The sequence below is a fragment of the Flavobacterium sp. N502540 genome, from assembly GCF_025947365.1.
Taxonomy (GTDB): Bacteria; Bacteroidota; Bacteroidia; order Flavobacteriales; family Flavobacteriaceae; genus Flavobacterium.
Genome location: NZ_CP110012.1, coordinates 3,130,978 through 3,154,970, shown reverse-complemented (window position 1 = coordinate 3,154,970; position 23,993 = coordinate 3,130,978). Strand labels below are relative to the sequence as shown.

The following is a 23,993-nucleotide window of genomic DNA, read 5'->3' as shown; positions in this document are numbered from 1 at the left end:
CTACAAATCTTTAATCAAATCACCTGGATTTACTTTTAAAGATTGAGCAATTTTAAACAAAGTACTTATCTTCATTTCCTGAGAGCCTTTGATGTATTTCCTCAAATTCTCCACATCCATTTCAGCATCATGAGCAACCTCCCTTTGTTTCAACTGTTGCTCTTCTATGACATCTTTTATCCTGATTCCTAATTGTTTGACAACTTCTGGAACTTCACTTTTTCTTGTCCTTTTCATGGGAATGAATTTACAAGTAACAGATTGTTTTTATATGATTGAAAACAATCGGTTGTATTCAACTGTTTATTTTATATATTTGTATTCAACTAATTAAACATAACTCAATAACGGAAGTTGCAATCATGCATATTTCCCCAAAATTTTAGATTATGAGTACAACCAATCTTTCACAAGAAACCGAAACCAGACTAACCAATTTCTTCAACAACACTATTGCCCCAAAAGAAATGGCGAAAGCCATAAGACAAGTCAATTATATCCTTGCCTTAGGCGTTTTAAGAGAACATGAAACGTTTAAAAATGAAGTAAGCAATCTCGAAAATAGCTTTTATTGGCTCAATGAATTAGCAGAAGTTTTAAATCCTTATTTGGGTGAGGAGTAAGATTTTATCACCCCGTTTTTAAAATCAATAACAAACTAGAAAACCTGCCAATCAGCAGGTTTTCAAAATTTTATGTTAGTAACGAAATAAAAAACGACACATTATTCGATCGCAAAAACAGGTCCAACTTCAGTATATGTTGTTTGTTTATTTTTTTTATTAACTAAGATTATTATGTAATTGTCAAATAATTTAGTCACCTTAACATCATTCAGCTTCTTCGGATTATTAATCATATAAAGATTTGCAGTTTTTGCATATTTTCTAAAACATAGAATTTCTTTCGGTTTAGCAGTATTAATAATTTTAAATGTTTCAAAATAAATTGCTCCATCTTTTATATCATAATTGTCTTTTACAATATACTGCTTAGAATCAAATTTAAACTGATATAAATAATTGTCTAATTTAAAAAAAAGCGTGTCTTTAACTTTCTCTTGAGCTTTTACAACGGTCATCGAAAAAAAAGATAAAATAATAAGTGAAATTTTTATATTCATAGCAAAAGAGTTTTTAATATTAGTTTGAGTTTTCAGTTACTATTTCCAGTCTATTTCTAATGCTATCTTTTTCATTTTATCATATATAGTATTTAATCCATAAGTTCCTTGATAACCATAATCTTTTATTTTCTTAATACTTCCGTCTTTAAATTCAATCTCAAGCCAAACTGTAGGAAAATCATACCCATCTAATGTATATTCATCTGGCAAATCTTTAACACAGATATATTCAAGAATTTTCTCAATTTCATCAAAATAAATCGGGGCAATTTTTTTTCTAGATTCCATTTTATAAAAATTACCTTTCCTATTTGAAGCATTCAAAGTATCTAAGCAATTGTAGTGAGCATTTTTGTTATTGTCAATCTCAATTTCAAAATTATTGTTCAAGATAAATTTTACATGTTCTATGTCATAATTCACAACTTTCTTATTTATTTCTATAAAAGAATTAAATTTGTACGTGAGCGTATCTATAAAGTGAATAGTTTCTCCTTTAGATACAGTTTCAGCATCCGTTTTATAATTGTTAACCAACAGCTCATTTTTATTATTTATTACTATTGGTTTTAAAACTTTACAAGCATAATCTAAATTTTGCGAGAGGTTAAACAATTCATAATCACCAAATTCCGACTCAAGTATAGCATATTGAGAATAAACACTATACCAATAAGCAGTAAAAAGCAAGTCTGTTTTTCCATCATTATTAACATCAATTTTTTGCCAATTTTTAATTCCCCAACTTTTATAAAGATCACAATTATTTAATGCGGTGATAATTGACTTATTGGTCTTTATCTGTAATTCTCCAAAATTCTCTCTTGCAAAATCAGGGTTTATCGATTTCGCAAATTTAACCACATCTTCAGTTGTCTCTAAATTATCTATCTTATTTGTATTCTTAGCAGAAACACAACTAACAAAACAAATGATGAATAAATATAAAATAATCCTTTTCTTCATACTTCTAAATTTTACAAGGTTTTCCAATCGCAATCTGGTTTCCAGATGTTCCGCCATTGGAATCAGCACCATATCCCCGCGCTCTGCGAAGTCTCCCGACTTCGTAGCAACAACAATGATCGAACAAATTCAAAAAACGTCTGGATTATTGGAACGGGTACGAAGTCGGGAGACCTCGTACAATGGGGAGTTACCTATTCCACCTTCAAAAAGACCATCACCATACATACCTCCAGTACTTCCAAACATATCTAAAGCAGTACCGTTTTGCCACGTACGACAACTTCTTTTAATTGTATGGCTCTTCCTGTTGACTTAGATGTTTTTCCATTCTCGGTATTGTTTATTATAGCTGTATCATCTTTAAGTAAGAATAATTCCTTATTTGACTTTGAATCTATATAATGAAATCAACAGCTTAAGGTTAACTTTATTCAAGTTGGATATTTGGTTTGACTTTAATATATTTTTTATTTTCATTATCATCTTTAACTAAAACCACAACATAACCATTAAGATACTCCCAAAGCCCATAAGCACTCAATTTCACTTTCCTTTTTTTATGATAAAAAGCTGAGGAAACAACAAATTTTTTAATATTAAGAACTTTTTTAGGTCTTAAATTATTCATCATCTCTATTTCTTCAAAAAAGAAAGTTTCATTACTGTCACTATCCTTAAGCAAATAACTCTTAGGACTATATTTTGATTCATAAATATATTGATTATCTAATTTGAAAAAAAGTGTATCTTTTGATTTTTCTTGGGCTGTCAAAATAGTTATTAAGAAAAAAGCTCGTATAAATAATATAATTTGTATTTTCATAATTAATTCAAATTGCGAGAGGGTATTCTATTTAATAGTAAATATAATCTCCAATAACTCGAACAACAACCCATTTATCTTTTTCCTTTTTCATAATCACAGTTCGAGGCTTTTGACTATGTCCAAAATTTAAAACATTAAAATAAAACATGATGTATTCTTGATCCATATAGTACATTGGTTCAGAAATTAATATAATCTCATAATTTAAATTATTGACATACTTATCAAGAAAGGCAGATTTCATTAATAACCCTCGACCTTTTTCTAATATAAAATCATACTTTGGAAAATTCTCTTTCTTCCAATATTTTTTAATTGTATCATTTACATAAGTGTTATAGATTTTTTTCCAATGTCTTTCTACAAACAAACCATCTGTATAATCTGTTTGAGTTACAATATGTTCTACTCCCTCACCACCATTAAAAATTCGTAATGCTATAGCATTGGGTTCTTTATCCGCCTGTAAAATGTATTTTTTATTTTTATCTATTTTTTGAGTTTCTAAAAAGACATTGATAGGCTCATAATTATCAATGTATTGTGCACTGACACATGACAAAAAGAAAAAAGGAATTGTTCCTAATATTTTTTTTACTTGTTTCATCTTTTTATTTTTTGCAAGGTGTTCCGATAGGTAAATTAATACCATATTTCTCTCCTTTTTTTTCTGTATTTATTCTGGCAAAAATTCTTTCTCTTTCTTTATAGTTTATATGAGTAGGATCATTTGGAAAGTTTTTATTAAATATATATGTGTCTTGAAGACCTCCCCAAGCCATATCTCGATAAACTTGATACGGGAAATTTGAATTAACAGGTTGCCCTGTATGAAATTCCTGTATGGTTGCCGCTATAGCATCAATATACTTTTCTGCAATTAATTCATGGTGTGCATCAGGGAGTATATTAGGATTTTTTATGATTTGCTGCTGCACATAAGCCTCATATACAGTTGGAAAGTCATAAATTACTGAAGCTCCCAGAGTTTTATTTTCATTCAACAGACTAATTAAATAAGCATGAATAACCTCATGTGCCATTGTTGCGGCCACCGATAAATCGGTAGGACGAGTTGGATTATCTTTACCATTAATATAATCCTGATTAAAAATCATATTAATATCAGTATTCGAACCTGAAACAGAAGTCGTTTGTGCCCAAGTACTAGGATCATTGTTTTGCACTTGTCCAATGGACATATTTATATTAAAAATAGACCCAGCCGGAGCAAAACGAGCAATCATATTGGCAATATCACCTTGTTTCAAATTTTTAAGTTTTTCTAAAACTGCTTTTGTACATGGATCCAACTGAGAACCATTGATTTGCTTTTCTAACGCTGTTGCAATTTCCTCTGACGTAGGCGCTGAAATACCGCCGCCAGCATCCCAGGAATATCCACCGCCACCGGAGTTACCTATTCCTCCACCAAAAAGACCATCTCCATACATACCTCCGGTACTTCCAAACATATCTAAAGCATGTACCGTTTTGCCACGTACAACAACTTCTTTTAATTGTATGGCTCTTCCTGTTGATTTAGATGTTTTTCCATTCTCGATATTCGTTTCAACAAATCGACTTACAATAATTCCATCCTTAGCTCTGAATCCATTAATAAAATCACCTGCTAAAGAATAAACAAACAACTCTCCAGAAAAACTTCCTTTTACAGAATGCTCATCCGCATACATACTAAAAACGACACTTTCAATATCGTTATCAATTTTCAACAGCAAAATTCTATTATTTTCAACATCATTATTAGTTGCAAAAGGAATTACAGTCAACAACTGATCGCTACCCATTATTTTTTCTTGTGTAATTTTATCGAATTCGAGGTTCTCTAATTCTCTATTTACGGATTTTGATGAAGAACTATTTTTTGAATGCATCAGAAAACTTCTTGCCTCATCAATAGGTACCGTCTCAATCTCATTTTGCAACTGATCTGACGAATTCTCTTCGTTCTGACAATTAAACATCAATAATGAGGTACAAAATAGCATTATTATTTTTACATGACTTTTCATTTTTATATACTCTTGGTTTATAGTTAAAAAACAAACCTACTATTTAAAAAAGAAAAAACCTACAAATATTAAATATTTGAAAGATTTGTCATCTAAAAAAACTTCTCATTAACATATATTTTGGATTCTTATTTCAAACAAAATCCCGCACAAAAACGCAATTCCATTAAACCATCCGTACTCCTGCTTCTATAAAACCTTTGATTTTGGTACTTTTAGAATTGAGATCAGTCACGATAGCATCTACTTTATCGAGACCACAGACCTGATGTGGCATTTTACCATTAATTTTATCAGACGTCGCGAGCACAATTACCTTATCGGAAGCTTTAATCATTTCTTTTTTGATGATTGAAACTTCGTAACCCATTTCGGTAAGTCCTTGATTGACATCTAAACTACTCACCCCCAAGAAGCAAACATCGGCTTTGATTTTAGACAACACCTGAACCACGTCGATGCCCACAGTTACCATGGCTTTTTTCTGCAGTTTTCCACCAATAAAAATCAGTTCGATATTGGGATGCTGAGACAATTGCATGGCTATCGGAAGACTATACGTATATATGGTAGCCGAAAAATCGATTGGAATGAGTTTGCAAAAAGACAAATTAGTGGTTCCTCCCGTCATGATAATCACCTGACCTTCATTTAAAAACGATAAGGCTTTCTGCCCTACTATTCTCTTTTTGTCTTCATTGATTATATGGATATCAAAAACGTTATTGGATTTTTCCTTTACCGGAAAAGCAGCACCGTATACCTTATTGATCAATCCTTTATTGTGCAACTCATTAAAATCTCTGCGTATGGTATCCTCAGAGATGCTGAGCTCTGCGGCAAGATCGATCGTATGTATTTTTTCGACATCCTTAAATTTATCCAGGATAAACTGATGCCTTTCTTTCTTAAGCATTTTAACTTTTTTGAACAAATATAAATTATAATGCGTTATTATGCACTATTTACCTGCTATAATTTACAAATTATCCTACACAAGCGTTATAACGCTAAAAATTAAAACAAAAACTGCATTATTATGCGTTTTATAACAAATTTTATAAAAAGTTTGCATTAAATCGCATTTATTAAAATTAATTCCTATATTTAGAATCTCTAACCAAACAAATATTTTAAAAATGAAAAAACTATTCTTTTTATTTGGAATTATTTTGTTTGCGCAGCCCATTTTTGCGCAGTCAAAAACCGTAACCGGTACCATTACCAGTACTACCGACGGACTTTCTCTACCGGGAGTATCCGTTTTGATTGAGGGTACTTCTAAAAGCACTACAACTGATCTGGACGGAAAATTCAGCATCACTGCAAATGAAAACGAAACACTCGTTTTTAGTTTTGTAGGATTTGCTTCGAAGAAAATCAAGGTCTCAGCAAACACGACTACAATCAACCTAAAAATGACCGAAGAAACAAACGCTCTTTCTGAAGTGGTTGTACTGGGTTCCACCGTACGTGCCACCCGTAAAGAACTCGGGAATGCCGTAACCAGTTTAAAAGGAGAAGATTTAGTTAAAGCACAGCCCGGAGGTCTTTCTACGGCGCTGCAGGGAAAAATTGCCGGTGCTCAGGTTTCTCAAAACTCGGGTGATCCTGCGGGAGGCTTCAGCATCAAACTGAGAGGAACTTCTTCGATATTAGGTTCTTCAGATCCTTTATATGTTATTGATGGTGTGGTCTTAAACAACGCCACTACCAACGTAACCAACCTAAACGTGACTACCGGAAACTCTAACATGCAAATTGGTCAGAACAGATCTGCGGACATTAACCCTAACGATATTCAAAGCGTTGAAGTCTTAAACGGAGGTGCTGCCGCAGCCATTTACGGATCGAGAGCGGCCAACGGTGTGGTTTTGATTACGACTAAAAAAGGTGTTGCCGGCGAAACAAGATATACATTTTCAACCAGCGTGACTTCTAACCAAATTCGCAAAAAACTGGATATGAATATGTCTGACAAGCAGTTCGTAAGTACTTCACCTGCCCTGTTCCCAATTCAGGGAAATCCTGCAAGCCCAACCACAGTAACGGTTTTAGGCCGAAACCTTGAAACGAGAACGACTAACGTACAGCGACACGACTATCAGGATGATATTTTCAATACCGGTGTTGGAACCGATACTTATTTCTCCCTACAGGGTGGAGACGAGAAAACGAAATACTTTGCTTCTCTTGGTTATCTGGTAAACGAAGGAATTATAAAAAATACCGATTTTAAAAGAGCCGGTGCTAAAGTGAGATTGAAACATGACTTCAACTCAAAACTATCCGCCACGGTGGGATTAAATTATGTAAACTCCAGTTCGAATGAAAAACCGGATGGAAACGTCTTCTGGAGTCCGATTAATGCGATCAACATTACCAATAATATCTACGACATCAATCAAAGAGACGTAAATGGCAATCTGCTAGCTGTTGATCCCAACAGGGTGAATCCGCTTTCGATTATCGAAACTTTCAAAATCAAACAAAATACAGACCGTATTATTTCTGATTTGCAATTGAACTACACACCGTTTAAAAATTTCAATGCCGATTTGATTTTTGGTATTGACAACTACAATCAGAGAGGAAATGTCTTCATTCCAAGATATCCGTATGTCGTGAATCCGGCTTACTACAATGACGGTTACGTTTCTGAAGCGACCAACAGAGTGGTACAATTCAACAACGATTTGAACTTAAGATACCTTTGGAACATTAACGACAAATGGAAAGCTACTACTTACGGAGGTTACAATGTGCAGACGTATCGCGATAATTTTGCAGCAGTTGAAGGACGTAACTTAAAACCGTTTATCGAAACCATCAATGCTTTTAATACTTTGATTCCGGGTTCGCCAAGTTCCAGTCAGTCCAAATATAATTTATGGGGGTATTACCTTCAGGAAACCGTTGGCTACAAAGACAAATTATACCTTACAGTTGCCGGAAGACAGGATGCTTCGACTATCTTTTCGAGCGCCAACCGCTCTCAGTTTTATCCAAAAGCGAGTGTGAGTTATGTGTTTTCAGATGAACCCTTCATGCAAAACATTCACGATGCCGTAAGTTCTGTACGTTTTAGAGCTTCATGGGGAAAATCAGGAAGTTTAACCGCGATTAAACCTTATGCACGTTTTACCAATTATTCTACGGGAACGCTTTTAGGAAACAGTGCTTTTACGATCGAAGGATTCAAGCAAGGAAATTTAGATTTAAGACCGGAACAAAGTGTTACGTATGAAATTGGAGGTGATTTCGGTTTCATCAAAGACCGTCTGAATTTATCTTTCAGCTATTACAATGCTGATATTGATGATTTATTATTGCCGGTTCAGTTGGCGGCTTCTGAAGGCGCAACGAATACGATTAAAAACATCGGACAAATGAACAACAAAGGGTTCGAAATCAATTTGAAATACGATTTGATCAAAAAAGAAAACCTCCACCTTGATGTATTTGTGAACTACAGCAGTAACAGAAACAAAGTGACAGGATTACCACAAACCCGTTTCAAACTGGACAGTAACTTAGCAGGAGCTCCTGTTTTTGTAGAGATGGACAAACCTATCGGAATATTCTACGGAACTTATTTTGCCCGAAATCCTGATGGTAGTTTATTGTTAACTCCAAGCGGATATCCACAAACTGAAAAAGGAGATGTCAATACCGGAGCACCACAAAGGGATGCTTCAGGACAACCAACCGGAACCATTTTGAACAAACAAATCGGGAATCCAAACCCGGATTATATCATCGCTTTCGGAGCGAATTTGAATTACAAAAAATTTGGTCTTTCGGTATTGTTTGACGGCGTTCAGGGCGTAGATGTTTTTGATGCCGATTACAGAACCAGACAAGGGGTAGGATCAGGAAAAATTGTGACTCAGGAGCTTAATGGAGAGTTACCTCGTGGATACATTTGGTCTGTTTACAATGTGGAAGAATTTAGAGTGGTAGACGGAAGTTACCTGAAATTAAGAGAAGTTTCACTTAATTATTCTTTCGGAAAATTAAACAAATTCTTTGACGATCTGACTGTTACAGCCAGTGGAAGAAACCTGATCTCCTGGGATAATTTTACCAGTTTCGATCCGGAAACCAACTCGGGCGGACAGTCTTCTGTTGCGAAATACAATTTTGGAACGGTGCCAATTCCAAGTTCTTATTCCTTGGCGGTAAAAGTTCAATTCTAACCAAATTAAAACATCATGAAAAAAATATTCATCCCTATAGTAGCCCTTACAATGCTTTTAACAAGCTGTAACGAAGATTATCTAGACCCTACCAAGCCCTCTCAGGAATTAGTTTTTGGAACCCGAGAGGGAGTTATTGGTGCTGCCAACGGACTACAGCTTCTTTGGAGCGTTGACCGAACAAGCCCCGTTTACAATACCATTACCGGAAACGGATTTACCACAAAAGAACTGCGATTACTAAACGCCGGAAATGTCGACGAAGGTGAACTTTCTGTGGGTGGCGGCGTACTTTCGACCAAAAATCAGGTCGTAAACAATCTGTGGTCACAATGCCTTGTAATTAAATCTGAATCGCAAAAAGTAATCGATAATGTTGGCGTATTAACTTCAGATACCGAAAAAGCAAGCATTTTGGTTCACGCCTCTATTTTTAAGGCAATGGCGCTTACCACTCTTGTTCAGTATTTTCAAAGCGTACCGTTAAAAACAGCTAAAAATGCCACTTTTGATTCCAGAGCTGATGTATTGGCCGAAGCCATCAAAATTTTAAAACAAGCAGAACCATTGCTGGACAAAGCTACCGGAGTAACGGGTTTGGTTACTAGCATCAATTACAAAAATACCGTTTATGCTTTATTAGCCAGAACGTATCTGATGACCGGAGATTACGACAACGCCATTACCTATGCCGGTATGGTTGACCTCTCGGTAAAATCGGTTTTTGCTTTTGACCAGATTAGTGCCAACCCGATTGCTTATATCTCAATTACAACCAACAATGTTTTTCAGCCTGTTGATCTGACTTTGGGATTACCTGCTGCTTTAGCTCCTTCAAACTCAGACGGAAGGCTGAATTTTTACATCAAACCGGGTTCAAACCCAACTGTTGCCACAGGATTCTTTGATTCGAATACCAAATCGATTCCACTGTATTTACCGGGTGAGATGATCCTGATTAAAGCCGAAAGTTATGCCCGAAAAGACAATTTACCGCAAGCACTTATCGAGCTCAATAAGGTTTTAACTAAAACAGCCGGAGCAGATACTTATGGCATTGGTGCTAATCTTCCGCCATATGCAGGAGCTGTAACCAAACCGGCTATCTTAACCGAAATTTACCGCAACCGCTGTATCGAAATGTACATGTCGAGCCTAAAACTGGAAGACAGCAGAAGATTTGACCGTCCGGCAGCAGGAACAGCCGGAGCCGAAAGAAACCGTAACTGGTACCCTTATCCGGATTCTGAACGAAACAACAATACCAATACCCCTGCTGATCCGGCTATTTAAAAATTGTCGGTCTTCGACTTCGCTCAGACTGACAATTTTAACTCTGATCAGAATGACATTCTGTGATTATTATTTTTTGATTTATAAATTGAGTCTGTCAGTCTGAGCGAAGTCGAAGACTGACATTCTCTGATTATTATTTTTTGCTTTCCAAACAACAAACAACAAACAACAAACCATAAACCATAAACAATAAACCATAAACAATAAACAGCTTAACGGTTAAACAAATAAACGATTAAACAATACTACAGCTATGTATTATGAAAAATAAAATTCCCGAAACCGAACAAGAATCCCTTTATAAAAATCTGGATCAGATGAGCACCAAAGAACTGCTGATCAACATGAATACAGAAGATCAAAAGGTACCTCATATTGTTGAAAAGCAAATTCCGAAAATTGAAAAACTGGTCAAAGCCATCGTAAAAAAAATGCAGTTGGGCGGACGATTATTTTATATTGGTGCCGGAACTTCAGGGCGTATTGGAATTTTAGATGCTTCTGAATGCCCTCCTACTTTTGGAGTATCCCATGATATGATTATCGGAATTATTGCAGGAGGCGATACCGCCATTCGAAAAGCCGTAGAAAATGCCGAAGACGATACCGAGCAGGCCTGGAAAGATTTATCGAAACATCAGATCTCTAGTCTGGATTTTGTTATCGGAATAGCCGCTTCCGGAAACACTCCGTATGTATTGGGCGGACTCCAAAAAGCCAAAGAAAACAATATTAAAACCGGAAGTATTTCCTGTATCAGTAAAGGACTGATTGCCGAAGTCGCCGATTATCCGATCGAAGTGGTGGTTGGCCCCGAATTCCTAACCGGAAGTACCCGCATGAAAGCCGGAACAGCACAAAAACTAACTCTAAATATGATTTCAACTTCGGTTATGATCAAATTGGGAAGAATCAAAGGCAACAAAATGGTCGACATGCAATTGTCTAACGAAAAATTAGTAAAAAGAGCCATTAAAATGATAGTAGAAGAGCTTCAAATTGAACACGATCAGGCTGCCGAACTGTTGGAAAAACACAAAAGCGTCAGAGCCGTGTTACAGGCAAACAACGCTAAGAAATAAAGCCCGTTTCCCGCAAAGTAACTGTCATTTCGAAGAACGAGACTCGAGCGATAGCGAACAGACGAAGTAAATCACACTAGTAATTCGACAAAGATTGACGACTTTCTATGTGGAGTTTCGTGTGTGATTTCTCCCTTCGGTCGAAATGACAATATTATGTTTAATTAACCTTTTGTCAAGCACATCATACAAATTAAAAAATAATCTCATCACTAATCCAAAACCAAAATGTCTTCAAGCACCATCTTAATCTTCATCATCGTATATTTTGGCATACTATTACTGATTTCTCAAATCATCAGCAAAAAAGGACAAGACAACGATTCGTTTTTCAAAGCCAATAAAAACTCCAAATGGTATTTAGTAGCTTTTGGAATGATTGGCACTTCGCTGTCCGGACTAACGTTTATCTCCGTTCCGGGTGAGGTGGGATCACCAAACGGAGAGCAGTTCAAATACTTCCAGTTTATATTGGGACAGGCCGTAGGGCTTATCATTATTGCAAAAGTACTGCTCCCTTTGTATTACAGAATGAACCTTACCTCGATATACAGCTATATCGAAAAAAGAATGGGAGCCAACAGTTACAAAACGGCCGCCTCTATTTTTCTGGTAAGTCGTACCATCGGTTCTGCTTTACGCTTTTATTTAGTTATTCTGGTACTACAGCGTTATGTTTTTGACTACTATCACATTCCGTTTCCGCTCACCGTATTTTTAGGTCTGACCTTTGTTTTTTTATATACTTACCGAAGCGGCTTAAAAGCTATTATTATCACAGACACTTTACAGACTTTCTTTTTGGTGTCCTCTGTTTTTATCACCATATATTTTGTGTTAAACAGTTTAGGCTTAACCGTTTTCGAATCGGTTTCAGCAATTCGAAACAGTAATTATTCTAAAACTTTTTTCTTTGATGATTTCCTAACCAATAAATATCATTTTGCCAAGCAATTTTTAGGAGGGTTATTGATCATGATTGCAATGGTGGGTTTGGATCAGGATTTAATGCAAAAAAACATCAGTTGCAAAAACATTAAAGAAGCGCAAAAAAACATGTACACTTTTACCGTTATTTTTGTTACGATCAGTCTTCTTTTTTTAAGTCTTGGGGCTTTACTGTATATGTATGCTGCAAAAAACAACATTTCCGTACCCCTGGATTTAGTAACCAACAAACCCAGAACGGATCTTCTTTTTCCAGAGATTGCACTGAATCATTTGGCAACTGTTCCCGCTCTGGTATTTTTGTTAGGAATCATTGCAGCCACTTTTGCTACAACCGACTCTGCTTTAACGGCCCTGACCACTTCATTTTGCGTTGACTTTCTGGGAATGGACAAAAGCGAAAACATTTCAAATCCTAAAAATATAAAACGAAGACATCTAGTACACCTCTCCTTTTCGTTCCTGTTCTTTTTGGTCATTATAGTTCTGAATTCTTTTAATGACAGTTCAGTTGTGGCTTTAGTTTTCAAAGCAGCTTCCTATACTTATGGGCCGCTGCTGGGCTTGTATGCTTTTGGATTACTTCAGAAAAACCGAATTGTAACCGACAAACTGGTACCTTGGTTTTGTATCGTAGCTCCTATTTTAACTTATGTACTAAGCGAAAATTCGAAAGCCCTTTTCGGTTATGTCTTTGACAATGAATTGATCCTTATAAATGCACTGATTACCTATACAGGCCTTTATTTTACCAGTAAAAAAACCGACGAAAAAATATACTTTTAAGCCGATTAATGCCAAAATACTCTAATTTTAACCCGTTAACAAATAAATGATACATCTTTTACATATGATTCGTGAATAAAAAATTTCGCCACGAATTCACGAATTATTATAAAGCAAAAATTCGTGAATTCGTGACGGAAAACAAATCTATGCGTTAAGATAAATTATATCCAACAACTTATTTTTTTTGCACTTTTATAATTCAAAATCGTCTTCATAAAATTTAATTTTCATGAATAAAAATATAAATGCACTGTACCAAATTGCTCAAAAAGAAACCCGCAGCATTATCGGACTAATGTCGGGTACTTCCCTTGACGGGCTTGATATTGCCTTATGCGAAATTTCAGGTTCAGGTCAGAGTACTGCTGTCAGAATCGCTCAATTTGAAACCATAGATTATTCGGAAGAAATTAAAATCGAAATCCGTAAAGTTTTTGCGAAGAAAGAAATTGATTTTCAGCATTTGGTGATGCTCAACGAATGGATTGGTTTGCTTCATGCCGAAATGATCAATAATTTTCTCAAAAAACGAAATATTCCTGCCACCCAAATCGATTTGATTGCTTCACACGGACAAACGGTTTTGCACGCTCCTAAGTTTTTACACCAGCAGGAAAAATTTCCAAACGCCACTTTACAAATTGGCGATGGCGACCACATAGCCGTAAAAACAGGCATCATTACTCTTTCAGATTTCAGGCAAAAACACATTGCAGCAGGTGGCGAAGGCGCTCCGTTAGCTGTTTACGGGGATTATTTTTTATTTGGAAAAAAGGGCGAAAATCGCATCATGCTCAATATGGGCGGTATTGCTAATTTTACCTTCTTACCCGCTTCATTAAATCCCGAAGAAACTTTCGTAACCGATACCGGAACCGGAAATACACTGATCGATCTTTTTACGAAACAGTATTACCCTGAAAAAAGTTACGACAAAGATGCTGAAATAGCCCGAAAAGGAACTGTAAATCAGTTATTGCTCGATCATTTAAAAGACGATGCTTTTTTCCGTCAGGAATTCCCAAAAACAATCGGCCCCGAACTTTTTAGTGCCGAATACGTAAAAGCAGCTTTGGCCAGAAGTTTCTCTGAAAACATTTCTGCTCCCAATTTACTGGCCACTTTAACCCGTTTTAGTGCCGAAACGATTGCCGAAGCCATTCATTATGCTGTAAACAGCTCCGCCGATAAACTGGAAGATTTCAAAATTTACCTGTCCGGCGGTGGCATGCACAATCCTTTACTGGTGCAATGGCTCAAAGAGTTGTTGCCTTGCGATTTTCACAAAACAGATGAACTGGGCATTTCAGGCGATGCCAAAGAAGCCGTTTTGTTTGCTATTTTGGCTAATGAAACTATAGCTGGGGAAAATTTTAATTTTGGTTCACACAAAGGAATTCCATCCGTAACCATGGGAAAAATCTCGTTACCTGATTAAATAATAGACCAAAAAATGAAAGATCGTATCATTTCAGTTGATGTTTTAAGAGGCCTTACCGTCTTATTAATGACCGTTGTAAACAATCCGGGAAGCTGGGATTATGTTTTCCCCATTCTCGATCACGCAAAATGGAACGGCTGTACCTTAGCCGATCTCGTTTTTCCGTTTTTTATACTTGTTGTCGGAATCGCAATTCCTTTGGCCATGCCCATTAAACAGGACAAACCCGAAAACATCTTAAAAATAATCACCCGTTCCCTGCGCATCATTTGCCTTGGATTTTTTCTGTATTTTTTCAACAGTATTTATTTTCTGGGACTTGACGGATTTCCGCTTCTTCTCGTACGTTTAATTCTCACCGCTTTAGTTGGATATGCTTTAATTGGAAACTTCAACCTTAAAATTAAAACCATTTTAGCCGTTGGTCTTTTCATTATTTTTCTCGCTTTAGCTTATGGCGGACACGAAAATTTCAGCGATGTCAGACTTCCCGGTGTACTACAGCGCATCGGAGTTGTTTATCTGCTGGTTTCACTCGTCTATTTAAAAACAAACGTAAAAACCCAAATCATTCTGAGTGTTCTTATTTTATTGGGCTATTGGGCGATCATGACACTGGTTCCGGTTCCCGGAATTGGTCCCGCAAATCTGGAACCGGGTACCAATTTAGCGTCATGGCTCGATAGTATTTTACTCAAAGATCACATGTACATCGCTACGAAAACCTGGGATCCGGAAGGCATTTTAAGCACCGTACCCACTATAGCAAACGGATTGATCGGACTACTAATAGGACAATTGCTTCTAAAACCCGTAACTAAAACCGAAATTGCAAAAAAAATGGGAATCCTTAGTGTTGCGCTGATTATCTCAGGATTACTGTGGTCTCTATTTTTCCCTATAAATAAAGCACTTTGGAGCAGCTCGTATGTTTTATTAACTGCCGGGATTGGTTTAATTCTCCTCACTCTGATCTATTATGTAGTAGATATACTCAATCACAAAAAATGGACAACCTTTTTACTCAGCTGGGGCGTAAATCCAATGATTGTATTTTTTGTTTCCGGCATACTGCCTCGTGCACTTGCGATGATTAAAATTCAGAATCCTCAAAATATTTCCGAGACTATAAACGTTAGAGACTATGCATACCAGTACTGGATCAGTCCTCTTTTTGAAAATCAATTGTTATCGTCCCTTACCTATTCTGTACTGTATGTACTATTATGGAGTTGTGTTTTAGGATATTTTTACAAAAAAAGGCTCATTTTTAAGGTATAAATCCTATTGATTTAAGATTTAGTTTTTTTGATTAACGATTGTTGATTTACAAAGTTAAAACTAATGTCCAGCTGAGCAGAATCAAAATTGTCTGTCTTCAACTCCGCTCAGACAGACAATTTTGACTCCGCTCCAGACTGACGCTTTTGATTTTGATTTGCAAACTATAAACGATAAACCATGAACAATCAAATTGACCCGCAATTAAACAAATAAACGATTAAACAATTAAGCATTCCCCTTAATTACTATTCTAAAATTATAATTTCTTATACTCATCTAAAAAAACTATTTTTGGTTTCTGTTAAAAAAGATTGAAATGCATAAAAATCAGCAACTATTATTCTCTATTCTATTTTTATTTTTCTTCGGATGGAAATCCGACGCACAGGAAAAAACACTTTACCCTAAAAACGAATTTAGAGGGGTCTGGATTGCAACTGTGGTCAACATCGACTGGCCTAAAACGGCTAAAGACAGCGTAGAAAAAGAAAAAGCGGACTATCTTGAGATTTTAGAAGCTTATAAAAAATTAAACTACAACGCCGTAATAGTTCAGATTCGAAGCGTTGGAGATGCTTTATATCCAACTGAACTCGCACCATGGTCCCGTTTCCTGACAGGGAAAGAAGGACAGGCACCCAATCCGTATTACGATACCTTGGCCTGGATGATAGAGGAAGCCCATAAAAGAGGGTTTGAATTTCATGCCTGGCTGAATCCTTATCGCGCTACTTTCGACCTGAACAAACAACAGTTAAGTCCCGATCACGACATTTTTAAACATCCGGAATGGATGATTGAATACGCCGGAAAAATATATTACGATCCCGCATTACCTGAGGTTCAGGAACATCTAACCAAAGTGGTAAAAGAAGTAGTCGACAAATACGATATCGACGCCATTCATTTTGACGATTATTTTTATCCTTATACTGTTCCCGGAAAAACCTTTAACGATACCGCTTCCTACAAAAAATACGGAGCCGGCTTAAGTCTTGGTGATTGGCGTCGTGCAAATGTGAGCAACTTTGTACACACGATTTCGACCATGATCAAAACCAGTAAACCATGGGTACAATTCGGAATCAGTCCGTTTGGGGTATGGCGCAATAAATCTCAGGATCCAAAGGGTTCTGAAACCCAGTCCACGTCCAATTACGACGATTTGTACGCAGATCCTGTTCTATGGATGGACCAAAAATGGATCGATTACATCCTGCCTCAATTGTATTGGAGTATGAACAACCCAAGAGCTTCTTATTCAAAATTAGTCAAATGGTGGTCAGAGAACTCTAATAATACTGCACTTTATATCGGACATGCCTCTTATAAAATCAGAGGAGACAATGACAAAAGCTGGAATTTTGCCAGTGAAATTCCAAATCAGATTGATTATGCGAGAAGCTTCAAAAAAGTAAGCGGAAGCGCGTATTTCAGTTCTAAATGGTTCATGAACAAAAACTTTGACATTGTTCGTCTTTTAGAAGAAAATCAATATAAATACCCGGCACTTCCGGCTGCAGTACCCAATTTAAAGCACATTATAATCGATACACCGGTTTTCAGTGAGTATTCAAAAGACAGCAGTAAATACACGTTCACGATCAAAAGTGCGCTGAATACAAAAGTGCGCTACATCGTAATTTATGGCGGAGATCATGTTTCGAAAGTGGACATTAATGACGCTACAAAAATTATCGATAAAATTACCGTGTACGAAGCGAACGGAGTAATTTCATTCAGCATTCCTGCCGAAAAGATAAATCAGTACAAAGCCTGCGCCGTAACCTTTATTGATTATTATGCCAATGAAAGTACGCCCGCAGCTATCGACCTAAAAAAACCTTTTAAACCTTATACCCCTGCCCAGCCAAATGAAAACAGATAATAAACCATGGTTCTGGATTCCGTTTCTAAATTTCGCATCTGGATTGCCTTATGCCATAATTATCTCTGTTTCGGTAATTATGTACAAAAATCTGGGAATATCAAACGAAGATATTGGCGTCTACACCAGTTTATTATACCTGCCTTGGGTGATAAAACCACTTTGGAGCCCTTTTATTGAGCTGACAGGAACTAAGAGAAAATGGTTTTTATCGATGCAATTGCTCATCTCCATTGCTTTTTTGATCGTTGGATTCACCATTCCAACAAGTGGTTTTTTCATGATGACTTTAGCCATATTCTGGGTTGCTGCTTTTGCATCAGCCTCCAATGATATTGCCAGTGATGGTTTTTATTTATTGGTTTTACCCAAAGAGCAGCAATCTTTTTTCTTAGGAATCAGAAGTACCTTTTACAGACTTTCGATGCTTGCCGGAAATGGATTAATTGTTTTGCTTGCCGGTTATTTAGAACATAAATATGGCGACAATACCAAAGCCTGGTCCTATACCATGATTATTGTTGGTTTATTAATGACATTTATTACCCTTTACAATTTCATTTTTACGCCAAAAGAAGAGATAAACGCTTTAGAAAGTACAGATAAAACGCATCATCAAAACTTTGCAACTATATTTATAAGTTTCTTTCAGAAAAAACAAATTGGAATAATTCTCGCTTTTATCCTTGTTTTCAGACTTGGTGAATCTCAATTACTTAAAATGTTAAGCCCTTTTTTATTGGACGGAAGGGAATTAGGCGGAATGGGATTAGATACCGAAGCAGTTGGAATAATCTATGGAACTCTGGGGATTTTTGCTTTGACTGTTGGAGGAATTTTAGGCGGAATCGCACTTTCAAAACATGGTCTTACCAAATGGATGTTTCCTATGTTTTTGACCATGCATCTCCCTATTCTTGGTTTTATCGGACTGGCTCATTTTCAGCCGCAAGATATTTTCCATCTTCATATCAATTTGTATTTTTTCGAAATTAACTCTCCTTTAAATCTCTATACCTGTATTACTGTTATTCTGGAACAATTTGGATACGGTTTTGGTTTCACAGGGTTTATGATGTATTTAATTCATGTTGCAGAAGGAGAATCAAAAACGGCACATTATGCGCTTGCAACCGGTTTTATGGCATTAGGAATGATGCTTCCGGGGATGTTAAGTGGATTTATACAAAAATATCTAGGTTATGAAAACTTCTTTATCTGGGTAGTAATCGCCACAATCCCAGGTCTTATTTTATCACGTTTTTTAATTTTCCCGAAAGATTTTGGGAAAAAATCTGAAGAAGTTTAACCCCCAAATCAAACATCTTACCTATGGAAATCAATGAAAATTTGCAAGCCGAACGCAACTTAAAAGGAGCTGAGTTCGAGAAAACAGGAAATTTAGAAAAAGCAATTGAGCTATATGAGGAAAATGTCAAGGAAAGCTTTAAAGGAAATCATCCTTATGATCGATTAGCAACGATCTACAAAAACGAAAATAATATTGAAAATGAAATTAGAGTTTTAGAAAAAGCCATAATCGTTTACGAAGAAATTACAATCGAAGACAGAATTGAAGGCTTACCAAAACTTTTCCGCTTTAAAAACCGACTAGAAAAAGCATTACATACCAAAACACAACTTACCAAACAAAAGAAAAGCAAACTGAAATAAGAACAAATTGTCATTTTCTAAGTTTTCGTAACCGTATGAAGACAAAACCAAACATATTAGCAATAGTAGTAATCATACTGTCATTATTTTCATGCGGACAATCAAACGAAAAGAAAAAAAAATCCGCAGTTAGAAAAGATTCGGTTTCGGCAACGTTTTTACAAAAGGAAAGAGAACGTTTAGAAAAAAGAAAAAAATTAGAACAGCAAAATAGAATTGATAGCTTAAGATTTGACCAGATTCTAACAGATGCAATAAAAATTGCAACACAAAATAGTGACAAGAACAAATTTCACAAGGAATATAAAGTGGATACTGCAATTGATGTGGATATAAATTTCGATAATCATTTCACAAAAAAGCATCCTCATTTAATTATTCACCGATACGGAATAGACGATGTATACATCGACATCTATTTAAAAGTTAAGAATAAATTTAAAAAGGTGGTCTCTCATAAAGAATGGAGTATGACTTATAGAAATGACACTATTAGAGATATTAATGGAGATGGATTAAAAGATTTCGTTTTAAATTGGTATGGTGCTACCGGATGTTGCTTAAAAGCTTTCAGTAATATTTACTTACTCAGAGAAGACCAAAAAACTTTTTCAAATAGTTTTGAATTTATTAATCCGACTTTCTTTCCTAAAGAAAAAATAATAAGAGGCGTACAATATGGCCATCCCGGAGAAACTGAGATGTATAAATATAAATGGAATGGCGAAACAATTGACACTCTGGAATATGTCTACTATGAAAAAGACAGAGAAGACAAGAAAACTGGTAAATTGATTATCTCAAAAAACAAACCTTATAACAATAACAAAAAAGAAACCGTGCTACTGAGTTCAATGCCTAATGAATATAAAATAATTGAAGGTTATGATTGGTTTACTGGGAAAGGTTATGAATAAAAAACAGCTTTAAAGAGCATTTTTACGAAAATGCAAACTTTTAATCCTGAGTAATAAATTTCATTTTAGCCAAAACACTATATTATAAAGATCCTTTTTTCAAAAACGAAAATAAATTTAATATCATGATTAGTTTAAAACGAACAAACTCTGACGACACTGATTTTAGAAACCTGGTAGTTTTACTGGATCAGGATTTAAAAATCAGAGATGGAGACGACCATGACTTTTACAATCAGTTTAACAAAACCGATCTCATCAAACATGTTGTCGTTTTTTATGAAAATAATATAGCAGTTGGTTGTGGTGCTTTCAGGGAAAAAGAAAAAGATACGGTCGAAATCAAACGCATGTTTGTGCACCCCGATTTCCGAAAAAGAGGAATTGCTTCTCAGGTACTGGCAGAACTGGAACAATGGGCTAAGGAAATTGAATACCGTTATACGATTTTAGAAACCGGTAAAAATCAGCCGGAAGCCATCAGCTTATACCAAAAATTAGGCTACACTATCATTCCAAACTATCCTCCTTACGAGAAAATGGACAATAGTGTTTGTATGAAAATGACTTTATAATAATGAAAATGACAGCACAAGCATTAAGACAAAAAGTGGGACAATTCTTTTTTCCTGCAGTTTTTATAAACGATACCGAAGAAAACATTCAGGAAACCGAACGTTTAATAAAAGATCACAACATTGGCGGACTAACCTTTTTCCACAGCCGTGCCAGTGCTGCAACAAACTACGAAAGCAAGAAAAAAGTCGAATTCAATGACGACAGCTATCAAAAAATAAAAGCCCTGATTGTCCGTTATCAAAACGCTGCCACTACCCCCCTCCTAATCAGCATTGATGCAGAATGGGGCTTGGCCATGCGCATTGAAAAAACACCGCAGTATCCGTATGCGATTACGTTAGGCGCCTTACCGGAAAATAAATCGAATCTGGTTTATGAAGTGGGGAAACAAATTGGTTTAGATTTAAAAGCGGCCGGAATTCATTACAATCTATCTCCTTTGGCCGACATCAACAACAACCCGAACAACCCCGTAATTGGTTATCGCTCTTTTGGTGAAAACAAAGAAAAAGTAGCCCATTTTACTGTAGAATATTTAAAAGGCATGTCAGAAGTTGGGATTTTAGGCTGTCTGAAACACTTTCCCGGACATGGTAATACCAATGTCGATTCGCATCTGGGGTTACCGGTTTTAAGCGAGACCTTAGAAGAATTACTTGAAAACGAGCTGTACCCTTTTATTAAAGGAATTGAACACAATGTCGATTCGATTATGATTGGGCATTTAGCAGTTCCAAGTTTGAATGAAGGAAAAAATACTTCGGCAACTTTATCAAAACCTATTATTGAAACACTTTTACGAGAAAAACTGGGTTACGATGGTCTGGTCATTTCTGATGCGCTGAACATGCATAGTGTTTCTAAATTATACGAAACCAAAGGAGAATTGGAATGGGAAGCCTTTAATGCGGGCAATGATGTTTTATGTTTCGCCGAAAATGTACCCGAAGGAATCGAAGCCATTCTTAAAAATGCTTCTCCGGAACGTATTGAAGAAAGTTTCAACCGAATCATCAAAGCCAAGCAAAAAGTTGGAATTCTAGCTGAAAATCACTTTACTTCAGGTGAACTAAATTTCGAAAGAGCCTCGTCTTTAAACCTTGAAATTGCTCAAAATTCCATCACAAAAATCATTGATAATTTCACCATCGAACAGGTTTTTGAAGCACAAAAAAACAACCAGTTAGCCAAATTAAGTTTATATAAAAACACAAAAAATCCGTTTTTTCAGACTTTAAATACCGTACTAAATTCAGCAGAATTTGCTTTTGAGAATGCAGGAGATTCATCCATTTCAGAAATCAAAAAAAGTCTCGAGCCATTCGAAACCGTTATTATTTCTTTGTTTGTCCCTAAAGCAAAACCAATGAATAATTTCGAAATCGATGATGAAGTTTTAGAATTACTTTCCGACCTTCTTCAAACCAGAAAGTGCCTCCTTTACGTTTTCGGAAATCCTTATGTTTTGCCAATAATTCCGAATCTTTCTAAAGCTTCCCGAATTATTCAGGTGTATCAGGATTTCGAAGAATTTCAAAAAAATGCAGGAATTCAATTTCTTGAAAATAATATCTGCAAAGGAAACCTACCTGTAAATATTGAAATCCAATAACTTACAAAAACAAAACAGTAAATTATAACCAAAAACTATCACCTAATAAATATTAATAATTACTTCTTATTGTAAGAATACGCACTTATGCCCTACTTTTGCACCAGAAATAAATTTTTAACTTTAAAACGAAAAATATGTCTTTAGTAGGAAAAAAATTCCCAAGTATTGCAGTTGATGCTATCTCTGAAATGGGTGATAATTTAAAAATCAACATTTTTGAAGAAGCAGTAAACAACAACAAAAAAGTATTATTGTTTTGGTACCCAAAAGATTTCACTTTTGTTTGCCCAACTGAATTACACGCCTTCCAAGCTGCTTTACCAGAATTTGAAAAAAGAAATACTATCGTAATCGGAGCTTCATGTGATACAAACGAAGTACACTTTGCATGGTTAAACACACCAAAAAACAACGGTGGAATCGAAGGTGTTACTTACCCAATCTTAGCAGATACAAACCGTAACTTAGCTAACATTTTAGGTATTCTTGACATCGAAGCTACAAGCTACAGCGAAGAAACTGATTCAGTTATCATCGAAGGTTCAAACGTACCATACAGAGCTACTTACTTAATTGACGAAACTGGAAAAATCTTCCACGAAAGTGTTAACGATATGCCATTAGGACGTAACGTAAACGAATATTTAAGAATGGTGGATGCTTACACTCACATTCAAACTAAAGGTGAAGTTTGTCCTGCAAACTGGGAAGCCGGAAAAGAAGCAATGTCTGCTGACAGATTAAGTACTGCTGAGTATTTGAGCGCAAACTAATTTTTAAAAGTTACAAAGGTTCATAGGTACAGAGTGGCAAAGTGTTTTTGTCACAATGAATACAGTTTAAAACTTCAATCCCATGGACCTTTGTCACTTTAATTCTCCTAAAAACATACGGCAAAGATTAAACAACGAAAGATATTTGTTGTGATATTAAACAAAGTTTTCAAAACTTTGTTCCTCTGCACCTTTGCCACTTTGAACCTTAAAATATAAACAGATGTTAATCGACTTAAACGAAGATACGTTAGCAGATTTAGTTGCTAAAAACGAAAAAGTAGTAGTGCAATATTCAGCTTCATGGTGTGGAAATTGCCGTATTATGAAACCAAAATTCAAAAAATTAGCCACAGAAAACGAAGCTATCACTTTTGTTTTGGTTGATGCTGAAAATTCACCGGAATCAAGAAAATTAGCCAATGTAAGCAATCTGCCTACGTTCGCAACCTTTGTAAACGGGCAATTGGTTGGAGAAACTCAAACCAACAAACAAGAAGTTTTAATCGACTTGGTAAACGCGATCGCGTAAATAGATTGTTAGATTTTTA

The 23,993-nt window shown here is 35.8% G+C and carries 23 protein-coding genes; 16 read left to right on the top strand and 7 right to left on the bottom strand.

The window, feature by feature from the left end:
- Positions 1-237 (bottom strand): helix-turn-helix domain-containing protein, encoded by a 237-nt coding sequence (locus OLM58_RS13300; RefSeq protein ID WP_264529287.1) that lies wholly within the window; start codon positions 235-237, stop codon positions 1-3.
- Positions 238-389: 152 nt separating this feature from the next.
- On the opposite strand from OLM58_RS13300, the gene OLM58_RS13295 reads away from it, so the two are divergent.
- Positions 390-623, top strand: a complete 234-nt coding sequence (locus OLM58_RS13295) for a hypothetical protein (protein ID WP_264529286.1) — start codon at positions 390-392, stop codon at positions 621-623.
- A 101-nt stretch (positions 624-724) separates the two neighbouring features.
- Here OLM58_RS13295 and OLM58_RS13290 read toward each other — a convergent pair whose 3' ends face one another.
- Both OLM58_RS13290 and OLM58_RS13285 read right to left on the bottom strand, forming a co-directional pair.
- Entirely contained in the window at positions 725-1,123 is a 399-nt protein-coding gene (locus OLM58_RS13290; protein WP_264529285.1) for a hypothetical protein, read from the bottom strand.
- A 39-nt stretch (positions 1,124-1,162) separates the two neighbouring features.
- Positions 1,163-2,092 carry a hypothetical protein gene (locus OLM58_RS13285; RefSeq protein ID WP_264529284.1) on the bottom strand — a complete coding sequence of 310 codons (930 nt, stop codon included), beginning with the start codon at positions 2,090-2,092 and terminating at the stop codon, positions 1,163-1,165.
- A 45-nt stretch (positions 2,093-2,137) separates the two neighbouring features.
- On the opposite strand from OLM58_RS13285, the gene OLM58_RS13280 reads away from it, so the two are divergent.
- Positions 2,138-2,347, top strand: coding sequence for a hypothetical protein (locus OLM58_RS13280; protein WP_264529283.1), 210 nt, complete (start codon positions 2,138-2,140; stop codon positions 2,345-2,347).
- A gap of 175 nt (positions 2,348-2,522) precedes the next feature.
- Here OLM58_RS13280 and OLM58_RS13275 read toward each other — a convergent pair whose 3' ends face one another.
- The 4 genes from OLM58_RS13275 to OLM58_RS13260 form a co-directional block, all read right to left on the bottom strand.
- Positions 2,523-2,918: a hypothetical protein gene (locus OLM58_RS13275; RefSeq protein WP_264529282.1), complete on the bottom strand. Its 396-nt coding sequence runs from the start codon at positions 2,916-2,918 to the stop codon at positions 2,523-2,525.
- 31 nt (positions 2,919-2,949) lie between these two features.
- Positions 2,950-3,528, bottom strand: coding sequence for a hypothetical protein (locus OLM58_RS13270; RefSeq protein WP_264529281.1), 579 nt, complete (start codon positions 3,526-3,528; stop codon positions 2,950-2,952).
- 4 nt (positions 3,529-3,532) lie between these two features.
- Positions 3,533-4,957, bottom strand: coding sequence for a hypothetical protein (locus OLM58_RS13265; RefSeq protein WP_264529280.1), 1,425 nt, complete (start codon positions 4,955-4,957; stop codon positions 3,533-3,535).
- 166 nt (positions 4,958-5,123) lie between these two features.
- A complete protein-coding gene (locus OLM58_RS13260) occupies positions 5,124-5,873 on the bottom strand; it encodes a DeoR/GlpR family DNA-binding transcription regulator (protein WP_264529279.1) in 750 nt (249 codons plus the stop codon).
- A gap of 223 nt (positions 5,874-6,096) precedes the next feature.
- Here OLM58_RS13260 and OLM58_RS13255 point away from each other — a divergent pair, with 223 nt between their 5' ends.
- The 14 genes from OLM58_RS13255 to OLM58_RS13190 all read left to right on the top strand — a co-directional run bounded on the left by OLM58_RS13255 (position 6,097) and on the right by OLM58_RS13190 (position 23,974).
- Positions 6,097-9,156, top strand: a complete 3,060-nt coding sequence (locus tag OLM58_RS13255; RefSeq protein WP_264529278.1) for a SusC/RagA family TonB-linked outer membrane protein — start codon at positions 6,097-6,099, stop codon at positions 9,154-9,156.
- Between the two features lie 15 nt (positions 9,157-9,171).
- Positions 9,172-10,449, top strand: coding sequence for a RagB/SusD family nutrient uptake outer membrane protein (locus OLM58_RS13250; protein ID WP_264529277.1), 1,278 nt, complete (start codon positions 9,172-9,174; stop codon positions 10,447-10,449).
- A gap of 263 nt (positions 10,450-10,712) precedes the next feature.
- Positions 10,713-11,534, top strand: a complete 822-nt coding sequence (murQ, locus tag OLM58_RS13245) for an N-acetylmuramic acid 6-phosphate etherase (protein WP_264529276.1) — start codon at positions 10,713-10,715, stop codon at positions 11,532-11,534.
- Between the two features lie 228 nt (positions 11,535-11,762).
- On the top strand, positions 11,763-13,268 hold the full coding sequence (locus OLM58_RS13240) for a sodium:solute symporter (protein WP_264529275.1): 1,506 nt from the start codon (positions 11,763-11,765) through the stop codon (positions 13,266-13,268).
- A 232-nt stretch (positions 13,269-13,500) separates the two neighbouring features.
- Positions 13,501-14,709 carry an anhydro-N-acetylmuramic acid kinase gene (locus OLM58_RS13235; RefSeq protein ID WP_264529274.1) on the top strand — a complete coding sequence of 403 codons (1,209 nt, stop codon included), beginning with the start codon at positions 13,501-13,503 and terminating at the stop codon, positions 14,707-14,709.
- A 15-nt stretch (positions 14,710-14,724) separates the two neighbouring features.
- On the top strand, positions 14,725-15,993 hold the full coding sequence (locus tag OLM58_RS13230; RefSeq protein WP_264529273.1) for an acyltransferase family protein: 1,269 nt from the start codon (positions 14,725-14,727) through the stop codon (positions 15,991-15,993).
- Positions 15,994-16,312: 319 nt separating this feature from the next.
- On the top strand, positions 16,313-17,884 hold the full coding sequence (locus tag OLM58_RS13225; RefSeq protein WP_264529272.1) for a glycoside hydrolase family 10 protein: 1,572 nt from the start codon (positions 16,313-16,315) through the stop codon (positions 17,882-17,884).
- The gene (locus tag OLM58_RS13220) at positions 17,871-19,193 is read left to right on the top strand and encodes an MFS transporter (protein WP_070907088.1); all 1,323 of its coding nucleotides are present in this window, start codon (positions 17,871-17,873) and stop codon (positions 19,191-19,193) included. The genes OLM58_RS13225 and OLM58_RS13220 overlap by 14 nt, the downstream gene beginning before the upstream one ends.
- A gap of 23 nt (positions 19,194-19,216) precedes the next feature.
- Positions 19,217-19,558, top strand: a complete 342-nt coding sequence (locus OLM58_RS13215) for a hypothetical protein (RefSeq protein ID WP_264529271.1) — start codon at positions 19,217-19,219, stop codon at positions 19,556-19,558.
- A 35-nt stretch (positions 19,559-19,593) separates the two neighbouring features.
- Positions 19,594-20,475: an XAC2610-related protein gene (locus OLM58_RS13210; protein WP_264529270.1), complete on the top strand. Its 882-nt coding sequence runs from the start codon at positions 19,594-19,596 to the stop codon at positions 20,473-20,475.
- Between the two features lie 125 nt (positions 20,476-20,600).
- Positions 20,601-21,050: a GNAT family N-acetyltransferase gene (locus OLM58_RS13205; RefSeq protein WP_264529269.1), complete on the top strand. Its 450-nt coding sequence runs from the start codon at positions 20,601-20,603 to the stop codon at positions 21,048-21,050.
- Between the two features lie 8 nt (positions 21,051-21,058).
- Positions 21,059-22,666 carry a glycoside hydrolase family 3 protein gene (locus tag OLM58_RS13200; RefSeq protein ID WP_413614481.1) on the top strand — a complete coding sequence of 536 codons (1,608 nt, stop codon included), beginning with the start codon at positions 21,059-21,061 and terminating at the stop codon, positions 22,664-22,666.
- A 137-nt stretch (positions 22,667-22,803) separates the two neighbouring features.
- A complete protein-coding gene (locus tag OLM58_RS13195; RefSeq protein WP_173967336.1) occupies positions 22,804-23,442 on the top strand; it encodes a peroxiredoxin in 639 nt (212 codons plus the stop codon).
- A 223-nt stretch (positions 23,443-23,665) separates the two neighbouring features.
- Entirely contained in the window at positions 23,666-23,974 is a 309-nt protein-coding gene (locus OLM58_RS13190; RefSeq protein WP_007805605.1) for a thioredoxin family protein, read from the top strand.
- Positions 23,975-23,993 lie beyond the last annotated feature (19 nt).

Bases quoted from the DNA above. Each gene is read 5' to 3' on its own strand.
- OLM58_RS13300 (WP_264529287.1), bottom strand. From the start codon at position 237: ATGAAAAGGACAAGAAAAAGTGAAGTTCCAGAAGTTGTCAAACAATTA.
- OLM58_RS13295 (WP_264529286.1), top strand. From the start codon at position 390: ATGAGTACAACCAATCTTTCACAAGAAACCGAAACCAGACTAACCAAT.
- OLM58_RS13290 (WP_264529285.1), bottom strand. From the start codon at position 1,123: ATGAATATAAAAATTTCACTTATTATTTTATCTTTTTTTTCGATGACC.
- OLM58_RS13285 (WP_264529284.1), bottom strand. From the start codon at position 2,092: ATGAAGAAAAGGATTATTTTATATTTATTCATCATTTGTTTTGTTAGT.
- OLM58_RS13280 (WP_264529283.1), top strand. From the start codon at position 2,138: ATGTTCCGCCATTGGAATCAGCACCATATCCCCGCGCTCTGCGAAGTC.
- OLM58_RS13275 (WP_264529282.1), bottom strand. From the start codon at position 2,918: ATGAAAATACAAATTATATTATTTATACGAGCTTTTTTCTTAATAACT.
- OLM58_RS13270 (WP_264529281.1), bottom strand. From the start codon at position 3,528: ATGAAACAAGTAAAAAAAATATTAGGAACAATTCCTTTTTTCTTTTTG.
- OLM58_RS13265 (WP_264529280.1), bottom strand. From the start codon at position 4,957: ATGAAAAGTCATGTAAAAATAATAATGCTATTTTGTACCTCATTATTG.
- OLM58_RS13260 (WP_264529279.1), bottom strand. From the start codon at position 5,873: ATGCTTAAGAAAGAAAGGCATCAGTTTATCCTGGATAAATTTAAGGAT.
- OLM58_RS13255 (WP_264529278.1), top strand. From the start codon at position 6,097: ATGAAAAAACTATTCTTTTTATTTGGAATTATTTTGTTTGCGCAGCCC.
- OLM58_RS13250 (WP_264529277.1), top strand. From the start codon at position 9,172: ATGAAAAAAATATTCATCCCTATAGTAGCCCTTACAATGCTTTTAACA.
- murQ (WP_264529276.1), top strand. From the start codon at position 10,713: ATGAAAAATAAAATTCCCGAAACCGAACAAGAATCCCTTTATAAAAAT.
- OLM58_RS13240 (WP_264529275.1), top strand. From the start codon at position 11,763: ATGTCTTCAAGCACCATCTTAATCTTCATCATCGTATATTTTGGCATA.
- OLM58_RS13235 (WP_264529274.1), top strand. From the start codon at position 13,501: ATGAATAAAAATATAAATGCACTGTACCAAATTGCTCAAAAAGAAACC.
- OLM58_RS13230 (WP_264529273.1), top strand. From the start codon at position 14,725: ATGAAAGATCGTATCATTTCAGTTGATGTTTTAAGAGGCCTTACCGTC.
- OLM58_RS13225 (WP_264529272.1), top strand. From the start codon at position 16,313: ATGCATAAAAATCAGCAACTATTATTCTCTATTCTATTTTTATTTTTC.
- OLM58_RS13220 (WP_070907088.1), top strand. From the start codon at position 17,871: ATGAAAACAGATAATAAACCATGGTTCTGGATTCCGTTTCTAAATTTC.
- OLM58_RS13215 (WP_264529271.1), top strand. From the start codon at position 19,217: ATGGAAATCAATGAAAATTTGCAAGCCGAACGCAACTTAAAAGGAGCT.
- OLM58_RS13210 (WP_264529270.1), top strand. From the start codon at position 19,594: ATGAAGACAAAACCAAACATATTAGCAATAGTAGTAATCATACTGTCA.
- OLM58_RS13205 (WP_264529269.1), top strand. From the start codon at position 20,601: ATGATTAGTTTAAAACGAACAAACTCTGACGACACTGATTTTAGAAAC.
- OLM58_RS13200 (WP_413614481.1), top strand. From the start codon at position 21,059: ATGACAGCACAAGCATTAAGACAAAAAGTGGGACAATTCTTTTTTCCT.
- OLM58_RS13195 (WP_173967336.1), top strand. From the start codon at position 22,804: ATGTCTTTAGTAGGAAAAAAATTCCCAAGTATTGCAGTTGATGCTATC.
- OLM58_RS13190 (WP_007805605.1), top strand. From the start codon at position 23,666: ATGTTAATCGACTTAAACGAAGATACGTTAGCAGATTTAGTTGCTAAA.